Here is a 24,129-nt window from a genome sequence, read left to right as displayed (position 1 = left end):
TTTAACACCGCATTATCAACAGTGAAGTGATAGAAAAATGTCGGCCGCCTACCCAAAGGATAATGAATTAGAGGTTCCGTTCATTGAAGCCGCCGATATTGAGAACACCCTCAATACGACTGCCACGCTCAATGTCGACATCCTGTTATTGGGTGAAACGGGGACCGGCAAGGACACCCTGGCACAGCGGATCCATCGCCTGTCGGGACGACGCGGGAGCTTCGTAGCCGTCAACTGCGCAGCCATCCCGGAAAGCCTCGCCGAGGGCCAGCTCTTCGGTGTCAACAGTGGCGCCTACACCGGTGCCGTGCAGTCACGCGCAGGCTTTATCGAGGCCGCGCATCTGGGCACGCTGTACCTGGATGAAGTCGACAGCATGCCTGTGTCACTGCAAGCCAAACTGCTGCGCGCCCTTGAGGCACGTGGCGTCGAACGCCTGGGCTCTACCCGCTTCATCCCCGTGGACATGCGGGTTATCGCCTCGGCGCAACAGTCACTGCATGATATGGTCGAGCAAGGCACCTTCCGGCGTGACCTGTATTTTCGCCTGAATGTGGTCAATATCAAGCTCGCGCCTCTGCGAGAGAAGCAGGAACGCATCGTGCCGTTGTTCCTCGACATGGTTAGCCAGGAAGCGGACTACTTCAAGTGCACGCCGCCCCTCCCCTCCAACGCGCTGCTGCAACAACTGCTATGCCACCCATGGCTGGGAAATGTCCGCGAACTGCGCTCCACGGCCAAGCGTTTTGTGTTGGGGCTTCTACCGCTCTCTGAAACACCGAATAACACCCAGGCCGTACAACCCAACCTTAAAGACCGCTTACAGCAAATAGAGAAAATGCTGATTGAAGATGCACTGCGCCGTCATGCCCATAACGTCGAGGGTGTGGCAATAGAACTGCGTATTGCCAAACGCACGTTGTATTACCGCATGAAGCAACTGGCTATATCGCTGGACTGATCTCAGTCACTTCCGCGCCCCGAAATACAATTGGAAATATTCACCGGTGAAACATCTGGAACGTTTTAGTCGATGACGGCCACACACTTTGGGAGCCCAGTGTTCGACGCGTCTGTACTGCGCGTGAAAGACAACTGGGTTACTTCCCATCCTTAGTGCACTTAACAGTGGAGTCACCCACATGATCAACGGCATTTCCTCTCTCTTGCAAGCCCTCACCGGTTCCATTGGCGGTGGCGCTGGCGGCGCCGGTCAAAACAAGGATCTGGAAGATCAGCGCGACCAGATGCAACGTAAATCCTTCCAGCGCAGCAACAAGGTCTTCGAAAACAACGAAGCCAAGAAGAACGCTGAAGCAGTGCGATAACCCCCAAGCCTCTCCTGCCTCGCGGCAGGAGAGGCTTCTCTCTACCTGAGTAAAGGCTCTCTATGCGCATAGAACGTAACCTCATGCCGGGTAACGACGCTGCCCCGGCCCCCTTTCAAACTCAAGCCTCGCCCCAGCAACGGGAGGATGTGAGTTTTTTCAGCGCCCAGATGGACACGTCGGCGCGGCCCATAAGCGCCGCCGCACCCTCCCCGGTTTCCAACGTATTGGTCGATGCATCCAATCAATTGATCAAGTCGACCACCGGCGTGAGCAAAGGCCTGCGCGCCTACAGCACCGGCAATCGGGAAAAGGACAGCGCCAACTATGCCGCGAACCTTTCAGACACCGTGCTGCTCACCACCGTGCTGACCAAGAGCGTCGGTAAAACGGCGCAATTCCTCGAAAAAATCAGCAACTTGCAGTAGGTAAACATGATCCGTCTCCTGGCCCCGGGTTTCATCTTGTCGCTGGTACTCATGCTGAGCGGCTGCGGAGAAAGCGTTGAATTGCACCGCCAACTCTCCGAACAGGAAGCCAATGAGGTAATCGCGGAACTGGCGGACAAACATATACGCGCGCAAAAAGTCCCCGCCAAAGAGGGCGTAACGGTGCGTGTCAGCGCCGCCGACATCAGCCGCGCGGTGCGCACGCTGGAAGCAGCCGGGCTGCCCAAGGTGGCGCGCATCACGATGGGCCAGACCTTCCGCAAAGAAGGTGTCATTTCCACGCCGCTGGAAGAACGCGCCCGCTACATCTACGCCTTGTCCCAGGAACTGGAAGCTACTCTTTCGAACATCGACGGCGTGATTGTTGCGCGGGTCCATGTGGTGCTGCCCGAACGCGTCGCGCCCGGCGAACCCGTGCAACCTGCGTCCGCGTCGGTGTTTATCAAACATGACCCCAGGCTTGAGCCCGACAATATCCGCGCCCGCGTGCGCCGTATGGTCGCCAGCAGTATCCCCGGCATGTCGACCGCGGTGGATAACTCGCAAAAGCTGACAGTGGTGTTTGTGCCCGCGACCGCCTACACGGAGCAGCAACGCCTGAGTTATTTCGGCCCGTTTCTTATTCCGCAAAGCGACCTCGCGTTCTGGCAGGCCTGTATGGCGCTGGCCGTGATCGCCGGCGGGCTGGCGGTGGGCGGCGCATTGTTCTGGCGTAACCGAGCGAGAGCATCACGCATTGACGCCCAGTCACCGAATGAATGAGCCGCTGGCTTGGGCTCACTGGTGGGCCATCCCCTGGCGGGACTCGCATGCGGATTGGCGCGTGCTGGAACAAGACAGCGTGGCCGCACTGAGCCGCGCCCAGCACGTGCGGGTCAGCACGCTTCTGGGCATCGAACCTTGCTTGCCTGCGCCGCTGCACGCCACCGTACTGCGCCTGGCCTTGGCCTCGACGGAGCAACTCACACAGATGCTGGCCTTGCTGGGCAACACCTGCCATCGCCCGCTCGACGGCGCCGTCAGCGAGACCCAACACCTGTGGTGCCTGCGCCTTTCCAAAGCATTGAACCCCGAAGCCATGCTGCACGCCGACGATGATCCGCTGCAACTGCTGCGCGCCTGGGTCAGCCCCGCCATCTGGCAGCGGCTTCGCCTGCGCTTCTCTCGCCCAAGGGTGCTGAAACTGGAAGAAACGCACGCCGCTCTTGAAGACGCACACAGTCGGCTCGATACGCTCTGGCAGGCGATTGTCTGGCGAGTGACGACAACGAGCGGCGAAGATTTCCTACTCTGATAGAGCGGCCTCCACCATGCTATGCCGACGCAAGATTAATCTACACAACGGCTCTCCCGGCCCGGCCACCGTCTTGATCACACACGAAATGCTCAGGGAAAGCGCCCACGCCGGCCAACTGCTGGCGCGCGCGCAGGCCCAGGCTGAAGAGTTGCTGAGCCAGGCGGCGGCGCAACGCGAGGCGATGCTTGAGCAAGCGCAGCTGGCGTTCTGGCAACGGGCGAATGCGCAGCTTGAACACTGGGCCCATCAACGCCAAACCATGTGCGACAACCTGGAGCGCTACGCCACGTCAATCGCTGACCAGGCCTTGTGCTGCCTGCTTGAAGACATTCCGCCGGCGCAACGCCTCACGGCATTGATCAAACGGCTGATGGCCGCGCAACTTCCCACGGTCAGCGCAACCCTCCTTTGCCACCCTTCAGACCTTGCAGACCTGGAGCAATGCCTGGCCATGCTGAACATCACGTTGTGGGTGCTGCGCGGCGACGACCGGGTAAAACCGCAAACGCTGGTATTGGAGACCACGGAAGGCGACTTCCGGATTGATTGGGCGTCGATGCGCAAGATACTGCTGGTACGCGAGGATGCGTTTTCAACCGATGTGCCTGGGTGAAGCGCGGTATTCCAGATGTTTCACAAAGCTGATCCCACATGGAACCGGCGACTGTTCACGCGCCACATAGCTCATACACATCAAGAGTAAACGTGTATGGAATTCTACGGGAACCTGAAAAACCAGCTGTCGAGACGCGCCGACATTGAAAAAAACCGCACCGAAACGGCGATGGCGGACACGGATATAGACGACAGCGACGTCGACCTTTTCGAAATGAGCCTGCAGCAACGTAACGCCAAGTACGCCTTCCACGAGCAGGTCCGCGCCAGGCACATGCTGCTCAAGGCGGCGATTGACGGCGCGCAGAGTTGAACCCCCTGATTGCCCACTGGTTAGGTGGCCATGAAGCGGCACTCACCCTGTTTGAAGACAACCACGCAATCACCCTGCAGCGCGAAGCGGGTGCCGTGACCGTGAGTGTCCAGTTGACCCTTATGCGGCCCGGCAATGCCCAACTGGAAACCTGGATGCGGCCCGCCGAACTCAGCCTGGGCCATTTTCACGGGGCACTCGCCCAAGCACCGGAAAGTGGCGCGCTCTGGCTGGTGCAGTGCCTGGCGGATGAACAGGACAAACAGCGCGTGCTGGGCAGCCTTGAAAGCCTGCTCAACCAGCGCGACGCCTGGCGCGCAATGGTCACTCGTCAGGCACGCACCACACGGCCCACTCCCTCTTCGTCGTTGCGCTCGCTGGCGCATTAATCAGAGAACTCTCCATGCACAACACACCCTACAAACGCCCCGGTTTGCGCGCCCACTCGCCTGCGTGCCCGCCCCACCGCAATCACTGGCGCAGCCTGATGCTGCTGCCGTGGTTGCTGCTGCCCCTGGAAAGCAGCCTGGCGGCGATTCCGCCCGAATGGAAAAACACAGCCTACGCCTATGAGGCCGAGCACAAACCGTTGCGAGACGCGCTGGAGGACTTCGCCCAGACCTTCGGCATACAGCTGCAGGTCGAAGGCCTGCTCGAAGGCATCGTCAACGGCAAGATTCGCGCGAACACTCCGCAGTCGTTGCTCGACAGGCTTGCCGTCGAGCACCGCTTCCAGTGGTATTTGTACAACAACACGCTCTACATCAGCACCCTCGACCAGCAGGAGTCGGCGCGCCTTGAGGTGTCTTCCGAAACCATCTCGGACCTCAAGCAGGCACTGACCGACATCGGCCTGCTCGACAGCCGTTTTGGCTGGGGCGAACTGGCTGAAGACGGGGTTGTGCTGGTCTCGGGCCCCAAGCGCTATATAGAGCAAATCAAGCAATTCAGCAGCCAGCGGCGTTCGCCGGACGAGAAACAAAGCGTGCTGAGCTACCCGCTGAAATTCGCCAACGCAGCCGACCGTATTGTGGATTATCGCGGTGAAAAACTGACCATCCCGGGTATCGCGAACATGCTGCGCGGGCTGCTCGAACCGCGTACGGCCTCTGCGCTCTCAACCGCGACCCAAACGCCCGCAGCGGCGTCACAAGCTGCCATGGTGACGCCCAATTTCCCTCGGCTGGGCAACCCGTTGCTGGAGCAAATGCTCGGCAGCTCAGCGAACTCAGGGGAGTTGGCCACCGGCGCGACGCTCAGCCCGCGTGCTGCGCGCGGCACCAGTCGAATTCGGGTCGAGGCCGATGTGCGCAACAACGCGATCCTGATCTACGACTTGCCGGAGCGCCACGCGATGTACCGCGAGCTGATCACCCAGCTCGACGTCGCGCGCAAGCTGGTGGAGATCGACGCAATCATCCTCGATATCGAGCGCACGCAGTTGCGTGAGTTCGGGGTCAACTGGGGCTTTCAGAACAGTCGCTTTCGCGGCGGCGCCAACGTGGCACCTGGCACCACCTCACAACTGGCCATCGAAAGTCGCGACCGCTTCTTCGCCGACGTACGCGCCCTGGAAGCCAAGGGTTTGGCGACCATGGTCTCCAACCCTTCGGTGCTGACCCTGGAAAACCAGCCGGCCGTCATCGACTTCAACCGCACCCAGTTCCTCAAGGCCGGTGTTGAGAACGCAACCATTTTGCCGGTTACCGTCGGCACCAGTTTTCAGGTAGTGCCCAGGGTGATCACCACGCGCGGCAGCCACCAGATCCACTTGGTGGTGGACATTGAAGACGGCAATTTCGACGAGTCCAACCCCACGCTTGATGGCCTTGATGTACGCCGAGGCAAGGTCAGCACCCAAGCGGTGATGGCGGAAAAGCGCTCGTTGGTGGTCGGTGGTTTCCACGTGACAAACAACCGCGACACGCACAGCAAGGTGCCGCTGCTGGGGGATATCCCCCTGCTGGGCAAGGCACTGTTCACCTCGACTGAGCGGCAGAACAACCGCCGCGAACGCTTGTTCATCCTGACGCCACGGGTTATCGGCGACCAGGCCGATCCGTCACGCTACCTGCCCCAGGACGACCAGGCCGAACTGCAGGCCGCGCTCACGCCGTTGGCCCGTCGCCTTGCGCCGTACCAGCCTGAAATCAAGCGCAGCGACATCACCGGCACACTCGCGCACCTCGTCAGCGGGCAAGTGCCCAAGGGTTTCACCGCCGCGCCAATGCCCCTGGGCCTGGATACCTTGTGCAGCCCCCGCGACGTGCTGGCGCTCAACACCGAACGCAGCCAGTGGTACACCGGCCCAACGTTCAACGTGGCGGTGGTGGTGTTGCGCAACCAGATTAAACGCAACGTACGCATCGATGAAAAGGAATGCAGCCATTCGCAGACCCTGGCCGTGAGTGTCTGGCCGCGCGCCTGGCTCAAGCCGGGCGAGGAAGCGGAAGTGTTTATCGCCATGCGTCCCGTCGTAAAGGATGAACACATCGGCGTATCGCGGCCCTCCCTTCTCACCCCAACCCAGAAGACCACACCATGAAACCTAGGCTGTTGTGCGCCACCCTGATCGCTACGGCGCTGTTCATCAGCGGCTGTACGCCCACCTGCAAGGGCGACTCCTGTTCACGCCCGCAATCGAGCAGCGACACACTGGTGGTCTGGTGGCCGCCGCACATGCGCGCGCAAGCAGGCCCTTCGGGGGAGCGTTCGGACTATCAAACGGTGTCGCTGGAACGATGAGTGCCGAGGGGTTGCCGGGCACGAACGTGAATCGTCAGGCATTCCTGGACGGCCTGGTGAACGGCGAGGCCGTTCACCTGCCGCTCTGCCCAGGTATCAAACTCTGCGCCACCCAGGCCGGCGCGCGTCAGGGGCTGGCCGTGCAGATCGCCCGCGAAGCCTTAAAAGCCGGGCAATTGCAGCGTGTATTGGAACGCCGCTTCGAACAAGCCGTCGCCTTCGACGGCTGCTTTATTTATCTGGATGCCCAAGGCGCCCTGGTGATCTGGCAGGCGCTGCCCGAACACCGCTCGGCGCTTGAGCCAGCCTTCAGCCGGCTGCTCTCGCTGGCCCAACTGGATGCTTTGGACGACCGCCTGATGCGCTGATCAGCGCTGCTCAAGCTCAGGCAACTCAAGGGTTTCACGCTTGGCTTCATCATCCAGTTCGCGCAAGGTGCGGTAGATAAAAGCCACTGCCTGCAATGTCTCGCGCGGAATGCTCGCCCCCAATTTTCGCTCATGGATCGTCCGGGCCAACCACACACACTGGATGACCGGCACATCGGCGGCCTTCGCGCGCGCAATCAATTTTCGCGCCTCGGCATCCGTGCCCTTGTCCACCAGCAGCGGCAAGGGTGTTTGGCCCGGCCGGTAATACAAGGCGACGGCATAGTGCGTGGGGTTGACCACCAGCATGTCGGCCTCCTCAAGCTTGGGCAGCTTGACCTTCGGTTCTTCCTGCGCGAGTTGATGGGCTAACTGACGCCGCTGACCTTTGACGTGCGGGTCGCCCTCCATGTCCTTGTATTCCTTGACCACCTCAACCTGGGTCATACGCATGCGCTTGGCGAAGAAATACTTCTGCAAGCTCAGGTCAATCAGGGCCAGCACCAGCAACAGGCCCAGGCACGCATGCAGCAAATAACGAAACAGCGCGATCAGCGCCAGGAGGTAGCTTTGCAGATCACTGTTGGCGAGGTTGATCAGCGCGTCCAGTGACGGGCCGATCACCACGTACAGAATCAAGCCCAGAAGCAACGCCTTGATGATGCCCATCAACAGGTTCATCAGCGCCTGCGGCGAGAACATTTGCTTGGCTTGGTTGAGCGGGTTGAGGCGTTTGAAATCGAGCTTCAGGGTTTCCGGCGCGAACAACAGGCCGAACTGCATCCAGCTGCTGATCAGCTTTACCGCAATCGCCACGCCGGCCATCAACAGCGCAAACGAAAAGAAGATTACCAGGGCGTCCGTCAGCACTTCTTCCAGGGCGCGTACAAACGGCTGGCCGAATCGCGACATCGGCAACACCATCAATTGCTGAAAGCGTTGCAGGCTGGTTTCGGCGGTGAACAGCGCGATTTCACTCAGGGCCGTGAGCGCCAGCAACTTGCCGACGTCCTGGCTTTGCGCAACCTGACCTTTCTTGCGCTGGTCGCGTAGCTTCTTGGCACTGGCCGGGTGTTTCTTTTCGCCTGAATCGCTCATGGCGTCGGCACCTTGAACATCAAGCCGAGGGAGTGCTTGAGGTCGCCCAGCAGCACCATGCGCCCGACGATCAAATCCTGCAGCAGCGCAAAGTACAGGATCAAAATACCGATCCCTGCCAGGCACTTGACCGGCGGCGCCAGCGTGCTCACCTGCAGCTGCGGGCTATAGAGCCCCAGCAGCGCAATGCCGAATTCGAGCAGCAGCAACACCGCGATAAAGGGCGCCGCGTACAGCATCATGTGGGTGAAGGTATCGCCCAGCAGCTCGACAAAGGTGCTGAACCCATTGGCGCCCACCACCGGAAACCAGGCCGTGGGCGGCCAGATCAGGTAGCTGTCCCAGATCACCTGCGTCAGCGCGCCAAGGCCAAGGCTGACCATCAACAGAAAGATTGCCAACTGCTTGAACAGGTGCCCGACAGGCGTGGCGTCCGGCCCCAGCGAAGGGTTGAGCTGGCCGCCGGCCAAGGCGCCGCGCTGGTTGTCCAGCAACGCGCCCACCGCCTCGAACATCCAGAACGGCATCGACAGTAACGTCCCGAGTAAAAACCCCAGGGCCGCTTCCTTGAGCACCAGCCCGGTCAACATCAGGGCCGAGGGGTCGGTGCCCGCCAACACGGCGTGGATACCCGGCGCCGGAATCAGCGCCATGACCATCACAATGGTGTGCCTGGGCATGCCGCGGATGTGCTGGAAACAGAACGCCGCCACCAGGAAGGCGCACGGGTAAATACGCGCCATGCCAACCAGCAGGCTGGGCAGGAACTCAAGATAAAGCAACACGGGCAAGCCCTCAGTTCAGTGCAGAGCGGGCGATCATGTCGAAGGTCAGGTTGATCAGCTGGATCAGCTCCACGCCGATCCAGCGCCCGGTGACCGCGAGGGTGATACCCACCGCGACCAGCTTGATGCCAAACGGCAAGGTCTGGTCCTGAATCTGCATCAGGGCCTGCACCAGGGACGTCAGCACGCCGACGATCACCGCTACGATCAGCGGCGGCGCCGACAGCACGACGACCAGCAACATGCCCTGCTTGAACAGCACGATCGGATCCATAGAAGGCTCAAAGGTAGGAAAGGAACAGGCTGTCGAGTAACCGCGACCACCCGGAAACAAGCACGAACAACAGCAGCTTGAGCGGCAGGGAAATGGTCATGGGCGAGACCATTTGCATGCCCAGCGCGAGGAGCAAGTTGGAGACGATCAGGTCGATCACGATGAACGGGATATAGATCAGAAAGCCGATCTCGAACCCCGCCTGCAACTGCGACAGCACAAACGCCGGAATCAGCAGGATCAGGTCTTCGCGCTGGACCTCTTGCGCCATCTGCGCCGGCCACATGCGCGCGGTGTTTTCCAGCAGGTGCGTGAGCACATCCGCATCAATGTTGCGCAGCATGAAGGCACGCAGCGGCTTGATCGCCTCAAGCCCGGTCTGCTGGAGCGTCTGCACGTTGCTCAGGTTCAGCGGCGTGACCTTGACCACCTCGGCGATCTCATAGCCCACCGGCGCCATGATGAAGAGCGTCGCGGCCAATGCGATGCCGTTGATGGCCATGCTCGGCGGCACTTGCTGCACACCGATGGCGTTGCGCGTAATCATCAGCACAATCACGATCTTCAAGAAGGCCGTGCACACGATCAAGAGCATGGGCATCAACGACAGGGCCGCGAGAAACACCGCCAGAACCAGAGGGTCTACCCCTTGGAAACTCATCGGGAAAACATCACGCGGGTTAACTGCAGGCCGAGCCGTCCGTCCACTTCGACCAACTGCCCCTGGCCGATAGGCCGGTCGCCGTAATACAGCCCGGCCATACCCGGCGCGTACCCGGAAATGCCGAGCACGGCGCCGGGCGCGAGGTTGCGCAACTCGCCCAGGGTCAGGCTCAAGGTGCCGCAGCGCACATTGAGCGCCATGCTGAGTTCATCGAACGGCTCCTGGCCGAATACATCCGCCACAGGGGTGTCGTCCTCCTCTCCCAGGTAGTGCGGTTCTGCGAAATCCTCGTCCACAAACATGTCCTCCATTGAAATAAGGGTCAGGCGCAACGGCCCGGTTTCATCGTCGATACACCCGTGCAGGCGCTGTTCGCCGACCTGCACATAGCCGTTGCCCCGGGCCTGGAAAAAAGCCTGTTCGAGCATCAGCACGTCACCCACGCGCACGCTGCCTACTTGCGCGACAGGCAGCCGCAAACGGCCGACGGTCAGGGCAATAGTCAGTTGAAAACGGCCGGGCAGCGGCTCGGCGATGGGCTGCCAGGGCCCGGCCTCGCATAACGCCAGGAAGCTCTCGGGGGAAAGCCACAGGTAGCTCACCACCCGCGACGCGTCCAAGGTCACAGACAGACGACAGCCGAACTCCGCCGGCTGATCGGCCACGCGCAATCGCACGTAACCCAACAGCGCGCGCACCTGGGCGCTGAGGTGCAGCTGGAACAACTCCCAGAACCACGAATCCGGATCGTTACCGGACTGCGCCAGCGTCACCGGGCACTCGCCGAGCAAACTGAACAGCGGCCCCGGCTCGCCAAACGCCAACACGCCGCAGGCGGTCTCGAAGCACAGTGGGTTGGCGCCCACCGGCGCGCGCCCCGGCTCAAGCAGCAACTCGCCGCTCTGCCCGGCCACCTCAAACGGCAGGCGCAAGCCACGCCCCAGGCGGCGCCGCGCGGCAACCGCATCGCCCTGGACCGCGGGCAGGCGTAATAACGAAACCATCATGCCGAGCCCACGCTTGCCAGGCCCAGGTTGACCGGCATCCGCAAGCTCTGCGCGAGGCCCTCCTGACAGCGTTGCCGCACGCCACCGAGCCAGCGCGCGGTGGACTCTTCTTCCGCCGCCAGCTCGACGTTCCAGGCGCCCTGCTCGCGGCGGACACTCGCGTTGATCCGCCCCAGCCGTGGCAAATACAACACCGCCACCAACGGCCACTGCGAGGCGCCGAGTACCCGAGGCGCCAACTGCTCGGTCAAGGCCTCGACCATCGAGGCATCGGCCGAGGTTTTGCGCCGTGCCGTGGAAGCCCCGTGCCCGCTGCCGCCCCCGCTGTCGTCAAACAACTGGGCAAACAGCCGGCGTTGCTCCCAGGGCACCACGGCGCTCATTCCCGAGGCTGAATCGTCCTTGAGGTCACGGGTGCGCAGGCGTTTGGGCGGGCGAGTGGAAACCTTTGTCATGTCGGCTCCTGAGCCAGCAAAATGGACAATTCCTGAAGTTTTTCGACTTGGCGCAAGCACACGGTCACCTGCTTCTGGGCGCTGCCAATTGCGCTTTCCTGTTGCTCTCGCCGGTCTTGCAGTTCGTGCAATTGGCCTTCTTCTCGCCGTGTGCTGGCGGACAACGTCTGTTCCTGGGCGCTCCAGGCTTTCAGCGCTTGAAAGGTCAACACCTGGCCCTGGTGTTCAGTGAGCAATTGCGCGCTTTGCTCGGCTTCTTCCAGCCGCGTTTGCTCAAGCGCGTCTTGCGCCTGGCGGATGCTCGCGAGCAAGGCTTGCTGGGTTCTTTTGGCCTCGCGCAGCGCACGCTCGGCGCGGTCTGCGCGGTGCCTGCGCAAGCGCCGCAAGGTCTCGATGTCACTGAGCAGCGAATCAGAACGGGACATACGCAGTCAGCTCCGTCAGTTGCGCCAAGGTGGTGGGCATCGGCGTGGGCTCACGCAGGTCCTGGCGCAGGAAGCCATCGACCGCCTGGCGGCTGTCCACTGCCCTGTCGGTCAAGGCATCGCTGCCCGGCTGGTACTCGCCGAGCTTGAGCATCAGTTCGATCTGCTGATACGCCGACAACAGCCGCCGCAACGCCGTGCCCGCCTGGATATGCCCGGGCTCAGCGACGTTGCTCAAAATGCGTGAAAGGCTGGCCAACACATCGACGGCAGGGTAATGGCCGCGCTCGGCCAATTTGCGGGACAGCACGATATGCCCGTCGAGCAGCGAGCGAACTTCGTCCGCCACCGGGTCGCTCATGGAGTCCTGTTCAATCAGCACTGTGTAGATCGCCGTGATCACGCCGTCACGGGTCAGCCCGGCGCGTTCGACCAAGCGCGGCAACAGGCTGTACACCGAGGGTGGCAAACCACCCCGCCCCAAGGGTTCGCCGGCGGCCAAGCCGATTTCGCGCTGGGCCCTGGCAAACCGCGTCAGGGAGTCGATCAGCAGCAACACGCGCTTGCCCTTGCGCCGGAAACCTTCGGCCAGTGCTGTCGCCGTAAAGGCCGCCCGGGCGCGCTCCATACTGGAACGGTCGGAGGTGGCGCAAACCAACACCGCTTTGGCGCGCAACCCGTCGTCCAACTCATGATCAAGAAACTCCCGCAGCTCACGGCCGCGCTCGCCGATCAGGCCGAACACAATCACATCGCACTCAACATTACGGGCGATTTCGGCCAGCAAGGTCGTCTTGCCGCACCCGGCGCCGGCAAACAAGCCGACACGCTGGCCCTCGCCCAAGGTCAGCAAGCCATCAATCGAACGCACGCCCGTGGCCAACGCGCGGCTGATCCTCGGGCGCTCGGTGGGCAACGGCGCCTCACACAACACGGTGCTGGCGTCAGCGGTGTCGCTCTCGACAAACGCACTCGGCCCCTCGCCGCCAATCGGCCGGCCAAAACCGTCCAGCACCTGGCCCAGCAAGTCATCCCCGACCCGCACCCGGTGCGGCACGCCCAGGCGTTCCACGCTGGCGCCCACGCGCACGCCTTCCAGGTTACCGAGGGCACTGAGCACGGCGTCCTGCTGATCGAAACCAATGATTTCAGCGAGCATGCTGTCGCCCGGCGATTTTTCGACCCGGCACAGATCGCCGATGCGCGCCTCGGGCAAGCGGCATTGCAGCAACATGCCGTTGACGCGTTGAATACGCCCGCGCTGGGTCACGGGCGCGAAGCGCGTCAAGGCCAGTGACTGTTGCTGCTGCCAGGCGTCCAGGCGTTCCTGCAGGTTATCGTTCACCAGCGCACCTCATAACGTTGCGCGCCGTCGAAGACGACTTTGTTGTTGTCGATGAGCACCAGGCGCAGGCCATCCACTTCATCACCGACAAAAAGCCGATCACCCTGTTCGAGGACGACGTGGCCATTCGGCCCGCCGACGATCTGCAGAATCTTGAACGGCAACGTGCCGTCGCTGACCCGCACGCGGCTGAGCACCGGCACGACCGTGTCGAACTGCTCGCCAAACCGGCTGAGCATGCGCGCCACCAGTTCCACGTCGTCTTGCGGCACTTCGCCGTCGAGCACGATCTGGCCGTTGATCACCAGCAGGCTGACCCTCTGGCTCAACTCGCGCTCGCTGAGCATTTTGAGTAACTGCTGACGCACCTCGAAGGCCGAGCCCAACTCGCGCTTCTGCCCCGCCACCGGCATCAACGACGCCTGCGCTTCGCGCTCACCGGTGGAGGCAATACCCACGGCCACGATAATCACGGCGCACACCAGCACCAGGCTGATCAAATGCTTCTGCCGCGAAGGCGAGATGGACGACAGCGTCAACGCCAGGGGCGCCGTTTGTTCAGCGGCCGCAGTCACAGGCGAGCGCGCCGGCGCCTGGGGCCAGGCCTGGTCGGCCAGGGTGACACACAGGCGCACCGCGCCAATCGAGAACGGCGTGTTCAGCGCCAGGTTGGAGATCTGCGCCAATATCAGGCCATCTGCGCCCTGGATCAGCCCCGCCTCGGCCTGGACTGACCAGCAGCCATCAATGAGCCGCAGCCGTGCATGGTGCTCGGCAATGCCGGCGTCGTTGAGCAACAGGTCGGCGTCGGCATGCGCGCCGAGGCTCCATTGCTCACCGAACAGCGGCAGCGCCGCGCCCTGATGCAAGCCGTCCAACACCCGTAGCTCAAACATCATCGAGCCCTTCCCGGCGCACGCCGCAATGACTGGTTCATGCCTGCGCACCCCGCATCAGCTCGTCCTGGCCCAGGTCAAAACGGCCCAGCACTTTGACCTTGGAGGTATTGCCCAACTCGGCAAACGACAGCACCGGCACATGGTTGAATTCTTCGAGCAACAAGGTGCGTAACGGGCTGCGCAGATCCTGCGCCACCAGCATCACGCTTTTGCTCTTGGGGCGCAGGCTGAAGGCCTGGTTGAGCAGGTTGACCAGCGCCGCGCTGTGGTCGTTATCGAGCGCAAAGAACACGCCGGTCTGGGTCTGGCGCAGGCCCTCACGCAAGATGTTTTCGGTCTGCGGCGCCAGCAGCCAGGCGTGCAGGCCGTCGGCCTCGCTGTACTGGTGGAAGATCTGCGACTTGAGTGCAATGCGCGCGTAGTCAGCCAGGGCATCCGGCTCTCGCTCGTGCTGGCCGTACTCGATCAACGACTCGACAATCAGCCGCACGGCGCGCAGCGGCACGCCTTCACTGGCCAAGCGCTGCAGCACCGCCGAGAAGCGCGACAACGGCATGATGCGTTGCAGTTCCTGAACCAGTTCCGATTGGTTGTGTTCGAGCCAACCGAGAATCGACTTGCTCTCCTGGATCCCGAGAAACTGCGGCCCGCTGAGCATCATCGAATGGGTCATGCGCTCAACGATCAGGCTCACGGCGCTGAAGCGCTCCAGGTCCGGGTCGTCCAGCAACGGATCATCGGCGGGCAACCAAACCCAGTCCTGCTCTTCACGCTCGGCCAGGCCCGACACGCCGTGTTCCGCCTCGCCCTTCAAGGTTGCGCGCGCCACCGCGACCTGATGGCCCTGAGTGGCCTTGACCATCGGCACTTCATGCACGCAAAAACGCATTTCGTCGGCGGCCAGGGAGGCGTCGAACTCGACCTCGAACGGCGGCAGCGTCAGGCCGATCCTGGCGACGATACTGTTACGCGCCTTGCGAATCTCGTGCATGAGTTCCACCACCACGTCGGTGCCGCGCAGCACGGGCGGGAACTGCAACAGATAGGGGCGCGACGGGTCGAACCCGCGCAAGTCCACAAAGCCGTTTTCTTCCGGCGCCATCTCGATGGTTTCTGCGGCCTTTTCCTGTTCCTCGCGCTGGCGCTGGCGCATCAGGTAAAAACCCAGGGAGCCGGTGATGGCCGCGATCAGGATAAACACGGTGGTGGGCATGCCGGGCAATGCCGAAAACGCCAGCATCCCGACCGAGGCGATCATCCAGCTCTTGGGTTCGCTGGTCATCTGCCGCGCAATTTCAGCGCCCATGTTACTCACGCCTTGGCGCCCGTCCGGCGCCACGCGGGTGATGATCATGCCGGCGGTCAGGGAGATCAGCAGCGCGGGAATCTGCGCAATCAAACCGTCGCCGATGGTCAGCACCGAATACAGCGCCATCGAGTCGGCGGCGCTCATGCCGTGCTGGAACATGCCGGTGGAAAAGCCGCCCAGCAGGTTGATCACCACGATCACCAAACCGGCAATCGCATCGCCTTTGACGAACTTCATGGCGCCGTCCATGGCGCCGAACAATTGGCTTTCGCGAGACAATTGGTCACGTTTGTCGCGTGCCTGGGTGCCGTCGATCAACCCGGCGCGCAAGTCGCTGTCGATGGACATCTGCTTGCCGGGCATTGCGTCGAGGCTGAAGCGCGCGGCCACTTCGGCGACGCGCTCGGACCCCTTGGTGATCACCAGGAAGTTCACCAGCGTCAGGATCATGAAGATCACCAACCCCACCGCCAGGTTGCCGCCCACCACGAAATTGCCGAACGCCTCGACGATATCGCCCGCGTCCTGCTCCAACAGAATCAGGCGCGTGGTCGCGATCGACAGCGCCAGCCGAAACATCGTGGTCAACAGCAAAATCGAGGGGAACGACGAAAACGCCAATGGCCCGGGCAGGTACAGCGCCAGCACAATCAACAGGCAGGAGATGCAGATATTGAGCGCAATCAGGATGTCCACCAGCCAGGTCGGCAGCGGCACAATAAAAATGAACACAATGGCCAACACCACCACCGCGCCCAGCACTTCGGCACGCTGGGCGGCCTTCAGCAGCCAACGGTTGAGCGTCGTCAGGACGGTCACACGAAGTGCCTCGGTTCAGCGCCCAACCGCGCGGGGGCTTTCTCCAGGCGGGTGAATTCATCCATCACCAGCAAAAAGTTGTGCAGGCCTTCCTGGCGCCCACGGGTGTCGCGCCACAAGGCCATCGGCAGGCTTTTGATCACCGGGTAGATCGCATTCAACGAGGCGATTTGCCTGGCAGCTTCTTCACCGGCCAGCTCGCCCGCCAACCGCTGCACCTCAGAGGCGCCAATGCCGTTGCCGGCGTAGCCCAACAGGCGCTGCAACAGGATGACCGCGTCGTGCTCGACCTTGAGGCGCTCGATCAAGCCATGGCAACTGGACAAAACCCCGCCCAATTGGCCGCAGCTTTGCAGCCCCAGCAGCAGCGTGCGCAACTTGGCGGTTGGGATCGATGAGGCAAGGGCGGCTACATCGTCTGCCAGCGCGCGGCGCATGATGTTGAGCCCGTCAGAAAAGCGCTCGCCGCCGTACATTCCCAACAGCGCCTGCATCATGCTCGACAGCGATTGGCGCACGACCACATTGGCGTAATACAGCGCCCGTACCGCCTGGCGCTCCTGGGGGTCGCCACTGGCGGCCTGCAAGGTCATGGCGATATTCAGGCCGGCCTGGATCTCGCGCTTGTGGCGCATTTCCAGCCGGGCCAACGCATCACGCGCCAGCGCGGCTTCGGTCTTGCGCGCTTCGGCTTCCGCCTGAGCCGTGATCTGGCGCAGCACCACATAGGTCCGCGCCGGATCGCCGCCCGTGAGTTTCAACAAATCTTCAACGCTGGGCTGCTGCTTCAGCACCTGCCTGGCTTGCTGAGTGATCGACGCCAAACTCGCTTGCGCGGGGTGGCCCAGTTGGTCATAGAGCTGCGCGAGCTGTTCGGTGGGCGTCACCAGCACCCCCATCGAGCGCTGGTTCAGGGTTTTGCTGGTGAACGCCACTTCCCGGCTGAATGCACTGGCGAGCTCGTCCAGACCCGGCGCGGCAACGTGAGCGCGAACCTGGGCAACCTTCTCAGGGACAGGCTGCTCCAGGCGCTGGATTTTGTGCAGATCGGGATGGGATTCGACTTTCATGGGCGTGCCGGGACAGGAAGTTTGTGTCCCTATGTGGCAGGCGTACGCAGGGCGGTTCCATCGGAATTATCCGCCTGACGCCTTTTGAAAAGACCGGCACACGGCCGTCAGCGCTTTTGCAAAAAGCTGCGCAGAACGGCCTCATTTCAAGATATTTATTTATATAAATCAAAGCACTGCACGATTTTTTTGCTTGGCACAGCCAGTGCAAAAGGGGTTCTCGTCGAAACCAATTCGACAGCGTCTACCCTGAGGAAAACATCGTGAATATCCCCATTGAAGCTTTAGCGCACCTTGTTGGCAGCTCGCCTCAATTCATGCTCCAACTGACGGACGACCAGCAGAAGAAACTCCGACGTTTTATTCATAAACGCGTCCTCAACCCCGAAGACGCCGACGACATCCTGCAACTGACTTACCTGGAGGCCTGGCGCAACCGCGAACGATTCGGTGGCCAGGCGACCCTCAGCACCTGGATGTGCGGCATCGCACAGAACCTGATCCGCAACCACTTCCGACGCATGTACGCCAAACCGGTGCATTGCGAATTCGACGAGTCGCTGTGGCACGGCCAGGAAGACAACAAAAACCTCGATTGGGAATTCGAGATCAACCGCCGCCTGGAGAAAACCCTGAGCGCCATCGACCACCTGCCGGCAGAAATGCGCAAGACGCTGTACGCCTCACTGGAGACCGACGGCAGTTACCAGGACACGGCCGACGTTCTGGACATTCCTATCGGCACCGTGCGCTCACGCCTGTCGCGCGCGCGCGAACAACTAAAGCGCGTCACGCATAACCCGTCACAACCGTAAGGCCGCCGAAAGGCAACGTTGGGCGGCAGGGATATCTGCCCAACTGAATTGCGCTTTTTTGTACCCGCAGGGTAAGTCTCTTTAACTTGAAGGACATTTCCCGAAGTGTGCTTTGGGGTTGTTCCAGCGCTATCTGCTGATTAACCTGCAGCCGCCATATTCAACATGGCCGGGGTTTAGCAGCCCGAAATCAATAGGTGACAACTTCTTTCAATCAAACAGGAGTTACACCATGAGCAAATCCCTTCCCGCGACGCCCCAAGACTGCCTCGCTGTCAACGAAAACCTCAGCTTCGAAGACGCCCAACTTTACGTATCCCATCTGATCCACAGTGCAGCCGCCTCTGCGCTGGACTGCGGCGACAACCTGCAACCCCACGACCGCGCCAAGATTCACGCCGTGTGGCATTTGCTGGAAATGGCCAAGGCTGTAATCGACCGCTCGATTGACTGTTTGCCGCCTGCCAATAACGCGATCTAGAAAGCACCGCAAAACCAATGTGGGAGCGGGCTTGCTCGCGAATGCGGTGGGTCAGTCAACAGATTCATTGGCTGACACACCGCATTCGCGAGAAAGTCGAATCGCCGCACCGCTGCGATGGCATCACACACTGTGTGCCTGAAAGCCAGCCCCCTCGCGAAATCGAGCCTTGCGGTCAACAACGGTTACCTATGTAGGTGAACAGATGTGTAACCCATTTGGGTGAGTCATTCCCCCGAACATTGGTCACCCCGTCTTCCCCGGAATTGGATATTTCACCCGCCCCTGCCGGTGGCTAATCTAGCCACCAATCCCTACTGTTCCGGAGTACCACCATGCAAACCCGTACCGATTTCTACACCGCCTCCCCAGACGCCATGAAAGCCATGCTTGCCCTGGAAGCCGCCGTCGGCAAGTTGTCCATCGAGCTGCCGCTGCTGGAGCTGATCCGCTTGCGTGTGTCGCAAATCAATGGCTGCGCCTTCTGCCTTGATATGCATACCGCCGATGCGCGCAAGGGCGGTGAAACCGAGCGTCGGCTGTACACCGTGTCGGCCTGGCGTGAAACGCCGTTTTTCACCCCGCGTGAACGCGCTGCGCTGGCCTGGGCAGAAAGCCTGACCCTGATCAGCCACACCCACGCCCCGGACGAAGACTTCAACGCGCTGGCTGCCGAATTCAGCGCCAAGGAACAGATCGACCTGAGCGTGGCCATCGCCACCATCAACAGCTGGAACCGTCTGGCGGTGGGTTTCCGCAAGATGCCGAAGTAAACCTTAGAAGTTGACCGATGCACTCAGGCGCGCCGTCAGTGGCGCGCCTTGGAACAGGTAATCATCGCCCAGGTATTCGCCCGCGTCGCGCCAGTAGCGCTTGTCGAACAGGTTGTCGACGCTCAGGCGAAACACCGTCTCATAGCCGTCCACTTTGGTGGTGTAGCGGCTGCCGACGTTGACCACCGCGTAATCCCCAACGTCCACGTTGCCGGTGCGGTTGGCGTACTTCTTCGCGCTGTATTGCACACCACCGAGTACGGCCAGGCCGTTGACCCATGGCAGGGCGTAATCGGCGTACACGCTGGCACGCAGTTTGGGCACGTTGATCGCCTGATGACCTTCGTATTCCGGTGTGCCGCTGCCGGCCACGCGGGCGCGAATGGCCGCGACGCTGGTTGCGATTTGCAGGCGGTCGGTGGCCCAGCCATTGGCAGACAGTTCCAGGCCGGTGTTTTTCTGTTCGCCTTGTTGCACATAGGTGAACTCCCCCGCGCCGTCTGGCTTGGCGTACTGGTAGGCCTGGCGCGTCTGGAACACGGCGGCGGCGAAGCTGATGCGGCGCCAGTCATATTTCACCCCGGCCTCAATCTGTCTTGAGGTAGTCGGTGCCAGGGTTTGATCAGCGTTGGTTGCAAACCACGGCGCGGTGCCGCCCAGTGACAGGCCTTTGCTGTAGCTGGTGTACAGCGAAACGTTTTCCACCGGTTTGTAGATCAACGATGCCTGGGGCAGGAACACGTATTGCTGGGTGTGGCGCGCTTCGGTGCCGTTATCGTCATAGGCTTTTTCATCCAGACTCACTTCGCGGCCACCGACGATGGTCTGCCATTGTTCGTTGAAGCGAATGCGGTCGGTGACGAACAGCCCGTATTGGCGGCTGTCGAGGTTGCGGTGGCTGTCGTTCAAGGGCTTGTCAGTGGGGGGGAAGGTCGCAGGGTCTTCATTGATATTGCCGCTGCCGATCCATTCATTCACGGCCTCGCGTTTGTCGATCACCCGGCGAAAGGCACTGGTGCCGAAGGTCAGCTCATGACCCAGGCCAGCCGTGTCAAACAACCCGGTCATCGCCGCCTGTACTTCATCGTCGCGGCGGGTGTCATCGGGGCTGCGGAAATCGTAGATGTCGTAATTGCCTTCCGGGGTGAAGTAGTTGCCAACGCCGGTCGTGGCGCCGCCCCAGGCAAACGCACTGTAATCGTCAATCACCACCTTGCTGCGTGCCGCGCTGACACTGCCTTTCCACTGATCGCTGAAACGGTACTCAAACTTGCCATTGAGGTTCAGCGAATCAATGCCTACCTGATGAGAGCCGCTCTGGTGCCCCAACAGCTTCTTCGGCGAAGCATCGTGGGGCACTTCGGTGCCGCCTAACAGTTGATACCCCGGCACCGAGCGCTGTTGCTTGTTCTGGTATTCCGCGTCCAGTTGCAGCACGGCATCCGGGCTGATGTTCCAGTCGAACGCCAGCGACACAAAGTCGCGCTGGCCGTTGGCGTGTTCGACATAGGAATCAAGGTCTTCATGGGCGACGTTGGCGCGCAGGCCGAACTGCTGCTCGCTGCCAAACCAGCCGCCCACGTCGGTGGCGATATAGCCGCTGCCGCGATCATCGGTGGACACCGTCACCGAACGCACATCCTCCGGGCGCTTGGTCACGTAGTTGATCACGCCGCTGGGCTCGGAAATCCCGCTCTGTAAACCGGCGAGGCCCTTGAGCACTTCGACCTGCTGCTTATTCTCCAGGGCGACGTTCTGTTCGCCGGTGATGGTGCGCCCGTTGATCTTGTAGCTGCTGGCCGCATTCAGCGAGAAGCCGCGCACCACAAAATTTTCGTAGTAGCCGACCGGCGCGTAGCTGTCGCCCACCGAAGCGTCGTTGCGCAGCACTTCGCTGAGCAGGCGCGCTTGCTGGTCCTTGATCATGGATGCGTTGATCACGCTGATCGAGGCCGGCGTGTCGAGCAGCGGGGCTTCATTGAAGCCGCCGACCGAGGCGGTGTCAGTGCGATAGCCGGATTCATCCTGACCCTGAACCTTCACCGCAGGCAGTTCTATTTCAGCCGCGAAGCTATTGCCGATGCTACCGCTGAGCAGCAGGCCGAGGGCGAAACGTGACGTGACGACGGGGCGAAAACGCAAAACCATGGGGGCAGGGCCTTAAAGCGCAGGGCGGGGGGCGCATAAGCTAGGGATAACGGCGGGGTTTTACAAGCTATCGAGAGTGGTTCTTTCCCACCACGGCTCCCACAATGAATCGCATATCAGCAAGCGTGTTTGAGGGTTTCGCTGGGCAGCTCTTTGAACAACGCCCGATAGCTGTGGGAAAACCGCCCCAAATGCCAGAACGACCAATTCATCGCCACCTCGGCCACCGTGGTGTTGCCACCCTTCAGCAATTCTCGCCGCGCGCCATTCAATCGCCGCAGGCGCAACCACTGCGCGGGGCTCATCCCGGTGTAGGTCTTGAAGCCTTGCTGCAACTGGCGCAACGGCACCCCGGCAATCTGCGCCAGTTCCAGCAGGTTGACGGTTTCATCCGGTGCATCCGCCGCCCATTCGCCGATGCGCGCCATCAACAGGCGTTCTTCACCGCGTCGCTGCAATGAGCTGCGGTCCAGGCACACGCAGGCGTTGTCGAGGATGAACAGGCAGTCATCGAGCAACTGTTGGGTGAGGGCATCGCGGCTGATGGGGTCGATCACGCTGGACAAGCGTGTCAGCGTCCCACTGAGCCAGCGGGTGAACAATGCGTTTTGCTGGCAGGTCAGCGGGGCCAAAAACAGGCCTTCGAGTTTGGTCACGTCCAAGCCATGGCGCTGCACAAATTGCGGCCCGAACACCACCGCCACTTCACGGTAGTTTTCCGGGGTAATCCAGGTGTTATGGCTTTCGCCATTGAGCATGTACAGCGCGTTGTCGCTGCCGTCGAAACAGAACGCCAGGGAGCCTGGCGGCGCGTTGAAATGTTGCTCGACGCGGGTGTTCATGCACTCTTCGTAAACCTCGACGCCTTGCAGGTCGAGGTAGCGAATCTGCCCGGAAAAATGCCCCGGGGACATTTGCTGATACTGCTGCACCCAGCCGGGTGTCGCACTGCATTGAGCGGCCACATCACCGGTGGTGAAGGCCTGTACGCGCAAAGCGGTTGCTTGTGTCATGGGTGATCCGTGCGCACTCTATTGGTGCGTTGTGAAACGTGCAAAGTGGATAGATGCCGTTTGAAGGCTGGCCCAAGATAGACCTCAATGCGCTGTCAGTACAAGCCGGCGCATGCATCCTACTCATGACGAGGTCCTTATGAACGCCCCCTTCGATCAGCTGTCCGCCTGGCTGAAAGAACACAAGATTACCGAAGTCGAATGCGTGATCAGTGATTTGACTGGCATCGCACGCGGCAAGATTGCGCCCACCAACAAGTTCCTGCATGAGCGAGGCATGCGCCTGCCGGAAAGTGTGCTGCTGCAAACGGTGACCGGGGACTTTGTCGACGATGATATCTACTACGACCTGCTCGACCCTGCCGACATCGACATGATCTGCCGCCCGGTGTCCAACGCCACTTACGTGGTGCCATGGGCGATCGAGCCCACGGCGATTGTGATTCACGACACCTTCGACAAGCAGGGCAACCCAATCGAGCTGTCGCCGCGCAACGTGCTGAAAAAAGTCCTGCAGCTGTACACCGACAAAGGCTGGCAACCCATCGTGGCACCGGAAATGGAGTTCTACCTGACCCAGCGCTGCGAAGACCCGGACCTGCCGCTGAAAACCCCGGTGGGCCGCTCCGGTCGCGCCGAAACCGGCCGCCAGTCGTTTTCCATCGACGCCGCCAACGAATTCGACCCGCTGTTTGAAGACGTCTATGACTGGTGCGAACTACAGGGCCTGGACCTCGACACGCTGATTCACGAAGACGGCCCGGCGCAGATGGAAATCAACTTCCGCCACGGCGATGCGTTGAACCTCGCGGACCAGATCACCGTATTCAAACGCACCCTGCGCGAAGCCGCGCTCAAGCACAACGTGGCCGCCACCTTTATGGCCAAGCCGGTGGCCGACGAGCCGGGCAGCGCCATGCACTTGCACCAGAGCGTGGTGGACATTGCCACCGGCAAGCCGGTGTTCGTCGACGCCGACGGCAAGATGAGCCAATTATTCTTGCACCACATTGGCGGCCTGCAAAAGTACATCCCCAAGCTGCTGCCGATGTTCGCGCCGAACGTCAACTCGTTCCGCCGCTTCCTGCCGGACACCTCGGCGCCGGTCAACGTCGAGTGGGGTGAAGAAAACCGCACCGTCGGCCTGCGCGTGCCCACCTCCAGCCCCGACGCGATGCGCGTGGAAAACCGCCTGCCGGGCGCCGATGCCAACCCCTATCTGGCGATTGCCGCCAGCCTGCTGTGCGGCTATTTGGGGATGATCGAACAGATTGACCCGAGCGCCCCGGTGGAAGGCCGCGCCTATGAGCGCCGCAACCTGCGTCTGCCGTTCACCCTCGAAGACGCGCTGGCGCGCATGGAGGATTGCGACACGGTCAAGCAGTACCTGGGCGACAAGTTCGTGCGCGGCTATGTCGCGGTCAAACGCGCCGAGCATGAGAATTTCAAGCGAGTGATCAGTTCCTGGGAGCGCGAGTTCCTGCTGCTGAGCGTCTGATTACACCGCGTGATTCGTCATCATCCGTAACACCCGTAGCACCGCATCACCCGTAGAAGCCCGTATCACCCGTAGCAGCTGTCGAGCCCAAGCGAGGCTGCGTCGCGGTGTATCAGGCAAACCGCGCCGCTCACAC

The 24,129-nt window shown here is 61.4% G+C and carries 28 protein-coding genes; 15 read left to right on the top strand and 13 right to left on the bottom strand.

Annotation, left to right across the window (positions count from 1 at the left end):
• Positions 1-37 precede the first annotated feature (37 nt).
• From WBB95_RS03620 to WBB95_RS03570, 11 genes are all read left to right on the top strand, one after another.
• Positions 38-961, top strand: a complete 924-nt coding sequence (locus WBB95_RS03620) for a sigma 54-interacting transcriptional regulator (RefSeq protein ID WP_424486333.1) — start codon at positions 38-40, stop codon at positions 959-961.
• A 181-nt stretch (positions 962-1,142) separates the two neighbouring features.
• Entirely contained in the window at positions 1,143-1,328 is a 186-nt protein-coding gene (locus WBB95_RS03615) for a hypothetical protein (protein ID WP_424486332.1), read from the top strand.
• A 149-nt stretch (positions 1,329-1,477) separates the two neighbouring features.
• Positions 1,478-1,756, top strand: coding sequence for a hypothetical protein (locus WBB95_RS03610; protein WP_424486331.1), 279 nt, complete (start codon positions 1,478-1,480; stop codon positions 1,754-1,756).
• Positions 1,757-1,762: 6 nt separating this feature from the next.
• Positions 1,763-2,539 carry a type III secretion system inner membrane ring lipoprotein SctJ gene (gene sctJ, locus WBB95_RS03605; protein WP_424486330.1) on the top strand — a complete coding sequence of 259 codons (777 nt, stop codon included), beginning with the start codon at positions 1,763-1,765 and terminating at the stop codon, positions 2,537-2,539.
• A gap of 61 nt (positions 2,540-2,600) precedes the next feature.
• Positions 2,601-3,071 (top strand): type III secretion protein, encoded by a 471-nt coding sequence (locus WBB95_RS03600; protein ID WP_424486329.1) that lies wholly within the window; start codon positions 2,601-2,603, stop codon positions 3,069-3,071.
• 16 nt (positions 3,072-3,087) lie between these two features.
• A complete protein-coding gene (gene sctL / locus WBB95_RS03595; protein WP_424486328.1) occupies positions 3,088-3,687 on the top strand; it encodes a type III secretion system stator protein SctL in 600 nt (199 codons plus the stop codon).
• A 96-nt stretch (positions 3,688-3,783) separates the two neighbouring features.
• On the top strand, positions 3,784-4,002 hold the full coding sequence (locus WBB95_RS03590) for a hypothetical protein (RefSeq protein ID WP_424486327.1): 219 nt from the start codon (positions 3,784-3,786) through the stop codon (positions 4,000-4,002).
• Positions 3,999-4,391 carry a type III secretion protein gene (locus tag WBB95_RS03585; RefSeq protein WP_424486326.1) on the top strand — a complete coding sequence of 131 codons (393 nt, stop codon included), beginning with the start codon at positions 3,999-4,001 and terminating at the stop codon, positions 4,389-4,391. Before WBB95_RS03590 ends, WBB95_RS03585 begins: the two co-directional genes overlap by 4 nt.
• 14 nt (positions 4,392-4,405) lie before the next feature.
• Positions 4,406-6,547: a type III secretion system outer membrane ring subunit SctC gene (gene sctC, locus WBB95_RS03580; RefSeq protein ID WP_424486325.1), complete on the top strand. Its 2,142-nt coding sequence runs from the start codon at positions 4,406-4,408 to the stop codon at positions 6,545-6,547.
• On the top strand, positions 6,544-6,747 hold the full coding sequence (gene hrpT / locus WBB95_RS03575; protein ID WP_424486324.1) for an HrpT family type III secretion system protein: 204 nt from the start codon (positions 6,544-6,546) through the stop codon (positions 6,745-6,747). The genes sctC and hrpT overlap by 4 nt, the downstream gene beginning before the upstream one ends.
• A complete protein-coding gene (locus WBB95_RS03570; protein WP_424486323.1) occupies positions 6,744-7,115 on the top strand; it encodes a transcriptional regulator in 372 nt (123 codons plus the stop codon). The genes hrpT and WBB95_RS03570 overlap by 4 nt, the downstream gene beginning before the upstream one ends.
• Here WBB95_RS03570 and sctU read toward each other — a convergent pair whose 3' ends face one another.
• From sctU to sctW, 11 genes are read right to left on the bottom strand one after another with little or no spacing between them, the layout of a single operon-like run.
• Positions 7,116-8,213 (bottom strand): type III secretion system export apparatus subunit SctU, encoded by a 1,098-nt coding sequence (gene sctU / locus WBB95_RS03565; RefSeq protein ID WP_424486322.1) that lies wholly within the window; start codon positions 8,211-8,213, stop codon positions 7,116-7,118.
• Complete coding sequence (gene sctT / locus WBB95_RS03560; RefSeq protein WP_424486321.1) at positions 8,210-8,998, bottom strand: type III secretion system export apparatus subunit SctT; 789 nt, start codon at positions 8,996-8,998, stop codon at positions 8,210-8,212. Before sctT ends, sctU begins: the two co-directional genes overlap by 4 nt.
• Before the next feature lie 10 nt (positions 8,999-9,008).
• Complete coding sequence (gene sctS, locus WBB95_RS03555; RefSeq protein WP_016971241.1) at positions 9,009-9,272, bottom strand: type III secretion system export apparatus subunit SctS; 264 nt, start codon at positions 9,270-9,272, stop codon at positions 9,009-9,011.
• A 7-nt stretch (positions 9,273-9,279) separates the two neighbouring features.
• Positions 9,280-9,933: a type III secretion system export apparatus subunit SctR gene (gene sctR, locus WBB95_RS03550; RefSeq protein ID WP_424486320.1), complete on the bottom strand. Its 654-nt coding sequence runs from the start codon at positions 9,931-9,933 to the stop codon at positions 9,280-9,282.
• A complete protein-coding gene (locus tag WBB95_RS03545; protein WP_424486319.1) occupies positions 9,930-10,943 on the bottom strand; it encodes a FliM/FliN family flagellar motor switch protein in 1,014 nt (337 codons plus the stop codon). The genes sctR and WBB95_RS03545 overlap by 4 nt, the downstream gene beginning before the upstream one ends.
• A complete protein-coding gene (locus WBB95_RS03540; protein ID WP_424486318.1) occupies positions 10,940-11,398 on the bottom strand; it encodes a type III secretion system HrpP C-terminal domain-containing protein in 459 nt (152 codons plus the stop codon). Before WBB95_RS03540 ends, WBB95_RS03545 begins: the two co-directional genes overlap by 4 nt.
• Complete coding sequence (sctO, locus tag WBB95_RS03535; protein ID WP_424486317.1) at positions 11,395-11,823, bottom strand: type III secretion system stalk subunit SctO; 429 nt, start codon at positions 11,821-11,823, stop codon at positions 11,395-11,397. The genes WBB95_RS03540 and sctO overlap by 4 nt, the downstream gene beginning before the upstream one ends.
• Complete coding sequence (locus WBB95_RS03530; protein ID WP_424486316.1) at positions 11,810-13,168, bottom strand: FliI/YscN family ATPase; 1,359 nt, start codon at positions 13,166-13,168, stop codon at positions 11,810-11,812. The genes sctO and WBB95_RS03530 overlap by 14 nt, the downstream gene beginning before the upstream one ends.
• Entirely contained in the window at positions 13,165-14,064 is a 900-nt protein-coding gene (locus WBB95_RS03525) for an FHA domain-containing protein (protein WP_424486334.1), read from the bottom strand. The genes WBB95_RS03530 and WBB95_RS03525 overlap by 4 nt, the downstream gene beginning before the upstream one ends.
• A 37-nt stretch (positions 14,065-14,101) precedes the next feature.
• Positions 14,102-16,195 carry a type III secretion system export apparatus subunit SctV gene (gene sctV, locus WBB95_RS03520; protein ID WP_424486315.1) on the bottom strand — a complete coding sequence of 698 codons (2,094 nt, stop codon included), beginning with the start codon at positions 16,193-16,195 and terminating at the stop codon, positions 14,102-14,104.
• Entirely contained in the window at positions 16,192-17,265 is a 1,074-nt protein-coding gene (sctW, locus tag WBB95_RS03515) for a type III secretion system gatekeeper subunit SctW (RefSeq protein ID WP_424486314.1), read from the bottom strand. Before sctW ends, sctV begins: the two co-directional genes overlap by 4 nt.
• Before the next feature lie 263 nt (positions 17,266-17,528).
• Here sctW and WBB95_RS03510 point away from each other — a divergent pair, with 263 nt between their 5' ends.
• From WBB95_RS03510 to WBB95_RS03500, 3 genes are all read left to right on the top strand, one after another.
• Complete coding sequence (locus tag WBB95_RS03510) at positions 17,529-18,080, top strand: RNA polymerase sigma factor (RefSeq protein WP_424486313.1); 552 nt, start codon at positions 17,529-17,531, stop codon at positions 18,078-18,080.
• 232 nt (positions 18,081-18,312) lie between these two features.
• A complete protein-coding gene (locus tag WBB95_RS03505) occupies positions 18,313-18,561 on the top strand; it encodes a DUF6124 family protein (RefSeq protein WP_424486312.1) in 249 nt (82 codons plus the stop codon).
• Positions 18,562-18,896: 335 nt separating this feature from the next.
• Positions 18,897-19,334 carry a carboxymuconolactone decarboxylase family protein gene (locus tag WBB95_RS03500; RefSeq protein WP_424486311.1) on the top strand — a complete coding sequence of 146 codons (438 nt, stop codon included), beginning with the start codon at positions 18,897-18,899 and terminating at the stop codon, positions 19,332-19,334.
• Between the two features lie 3 nt (positions 19,335-19,337).
• Here the strand turns inward: WBB95_RS03500 and WBB95_RS03495 are convergent, their stop codons facing one another.
• Both WBB95_RS03495 and WBB95_RS03490 read right to left on the bottom strand, forming a co-directional pair.
• Complete coding sequence (locus WBB95_RS03495; protein WP_424486310.1) at positions 19,338-21,482, bottom strand: TonB-dependent siderophore receptor; 2,145 nt, start codon at positions 21,480-21,482, stop codon at positions 19,338-19,340.
• Between the two features lie 116 nt (positions 21,483-21,598).
• A complete protein-coding gene (locus WBB95_RS03490; RefSeq protein ID WP_424486309.1) occupies positions 21,599-22,495 on the bottom strand; it encodes a helix-turn-helix domain-containing protein in 897 nt (298 codons plus the stop codon).
• A 139-nt stretch (positions 22,496-22,634) separates the two neighbouring features.
• On the opposite strand from WBB95_RS03490, the gene WBB95_RS03485 reads away from it, so the two are divergent.
• Positions 22,635-23,993, top strand: a complete 1,359-nt coding sequence (locus WBB95_RS03485; RefSeq protein WP_424486308.1) for a glutamine synthetase family protein — start codon at positions 22,635-22,637, stop codon at positions 23,991-23,993.
• Positions 23,994-24,129: the final 136 nt, after the last annotated feature.

The organism is Pseudomonas sp. (genome assembly GCF_049645325.1).
Lineage (GTDB): Bacteria > Pseudomonadota > Gammaproteobacteria > Pseudomonadales > Pseudomonadaceae > Aquipseudomonas.
Note: the sequence above shows the minus strand (reverse complement) of the source record. Positions and strands in the feature narration are given on the sequence as shown.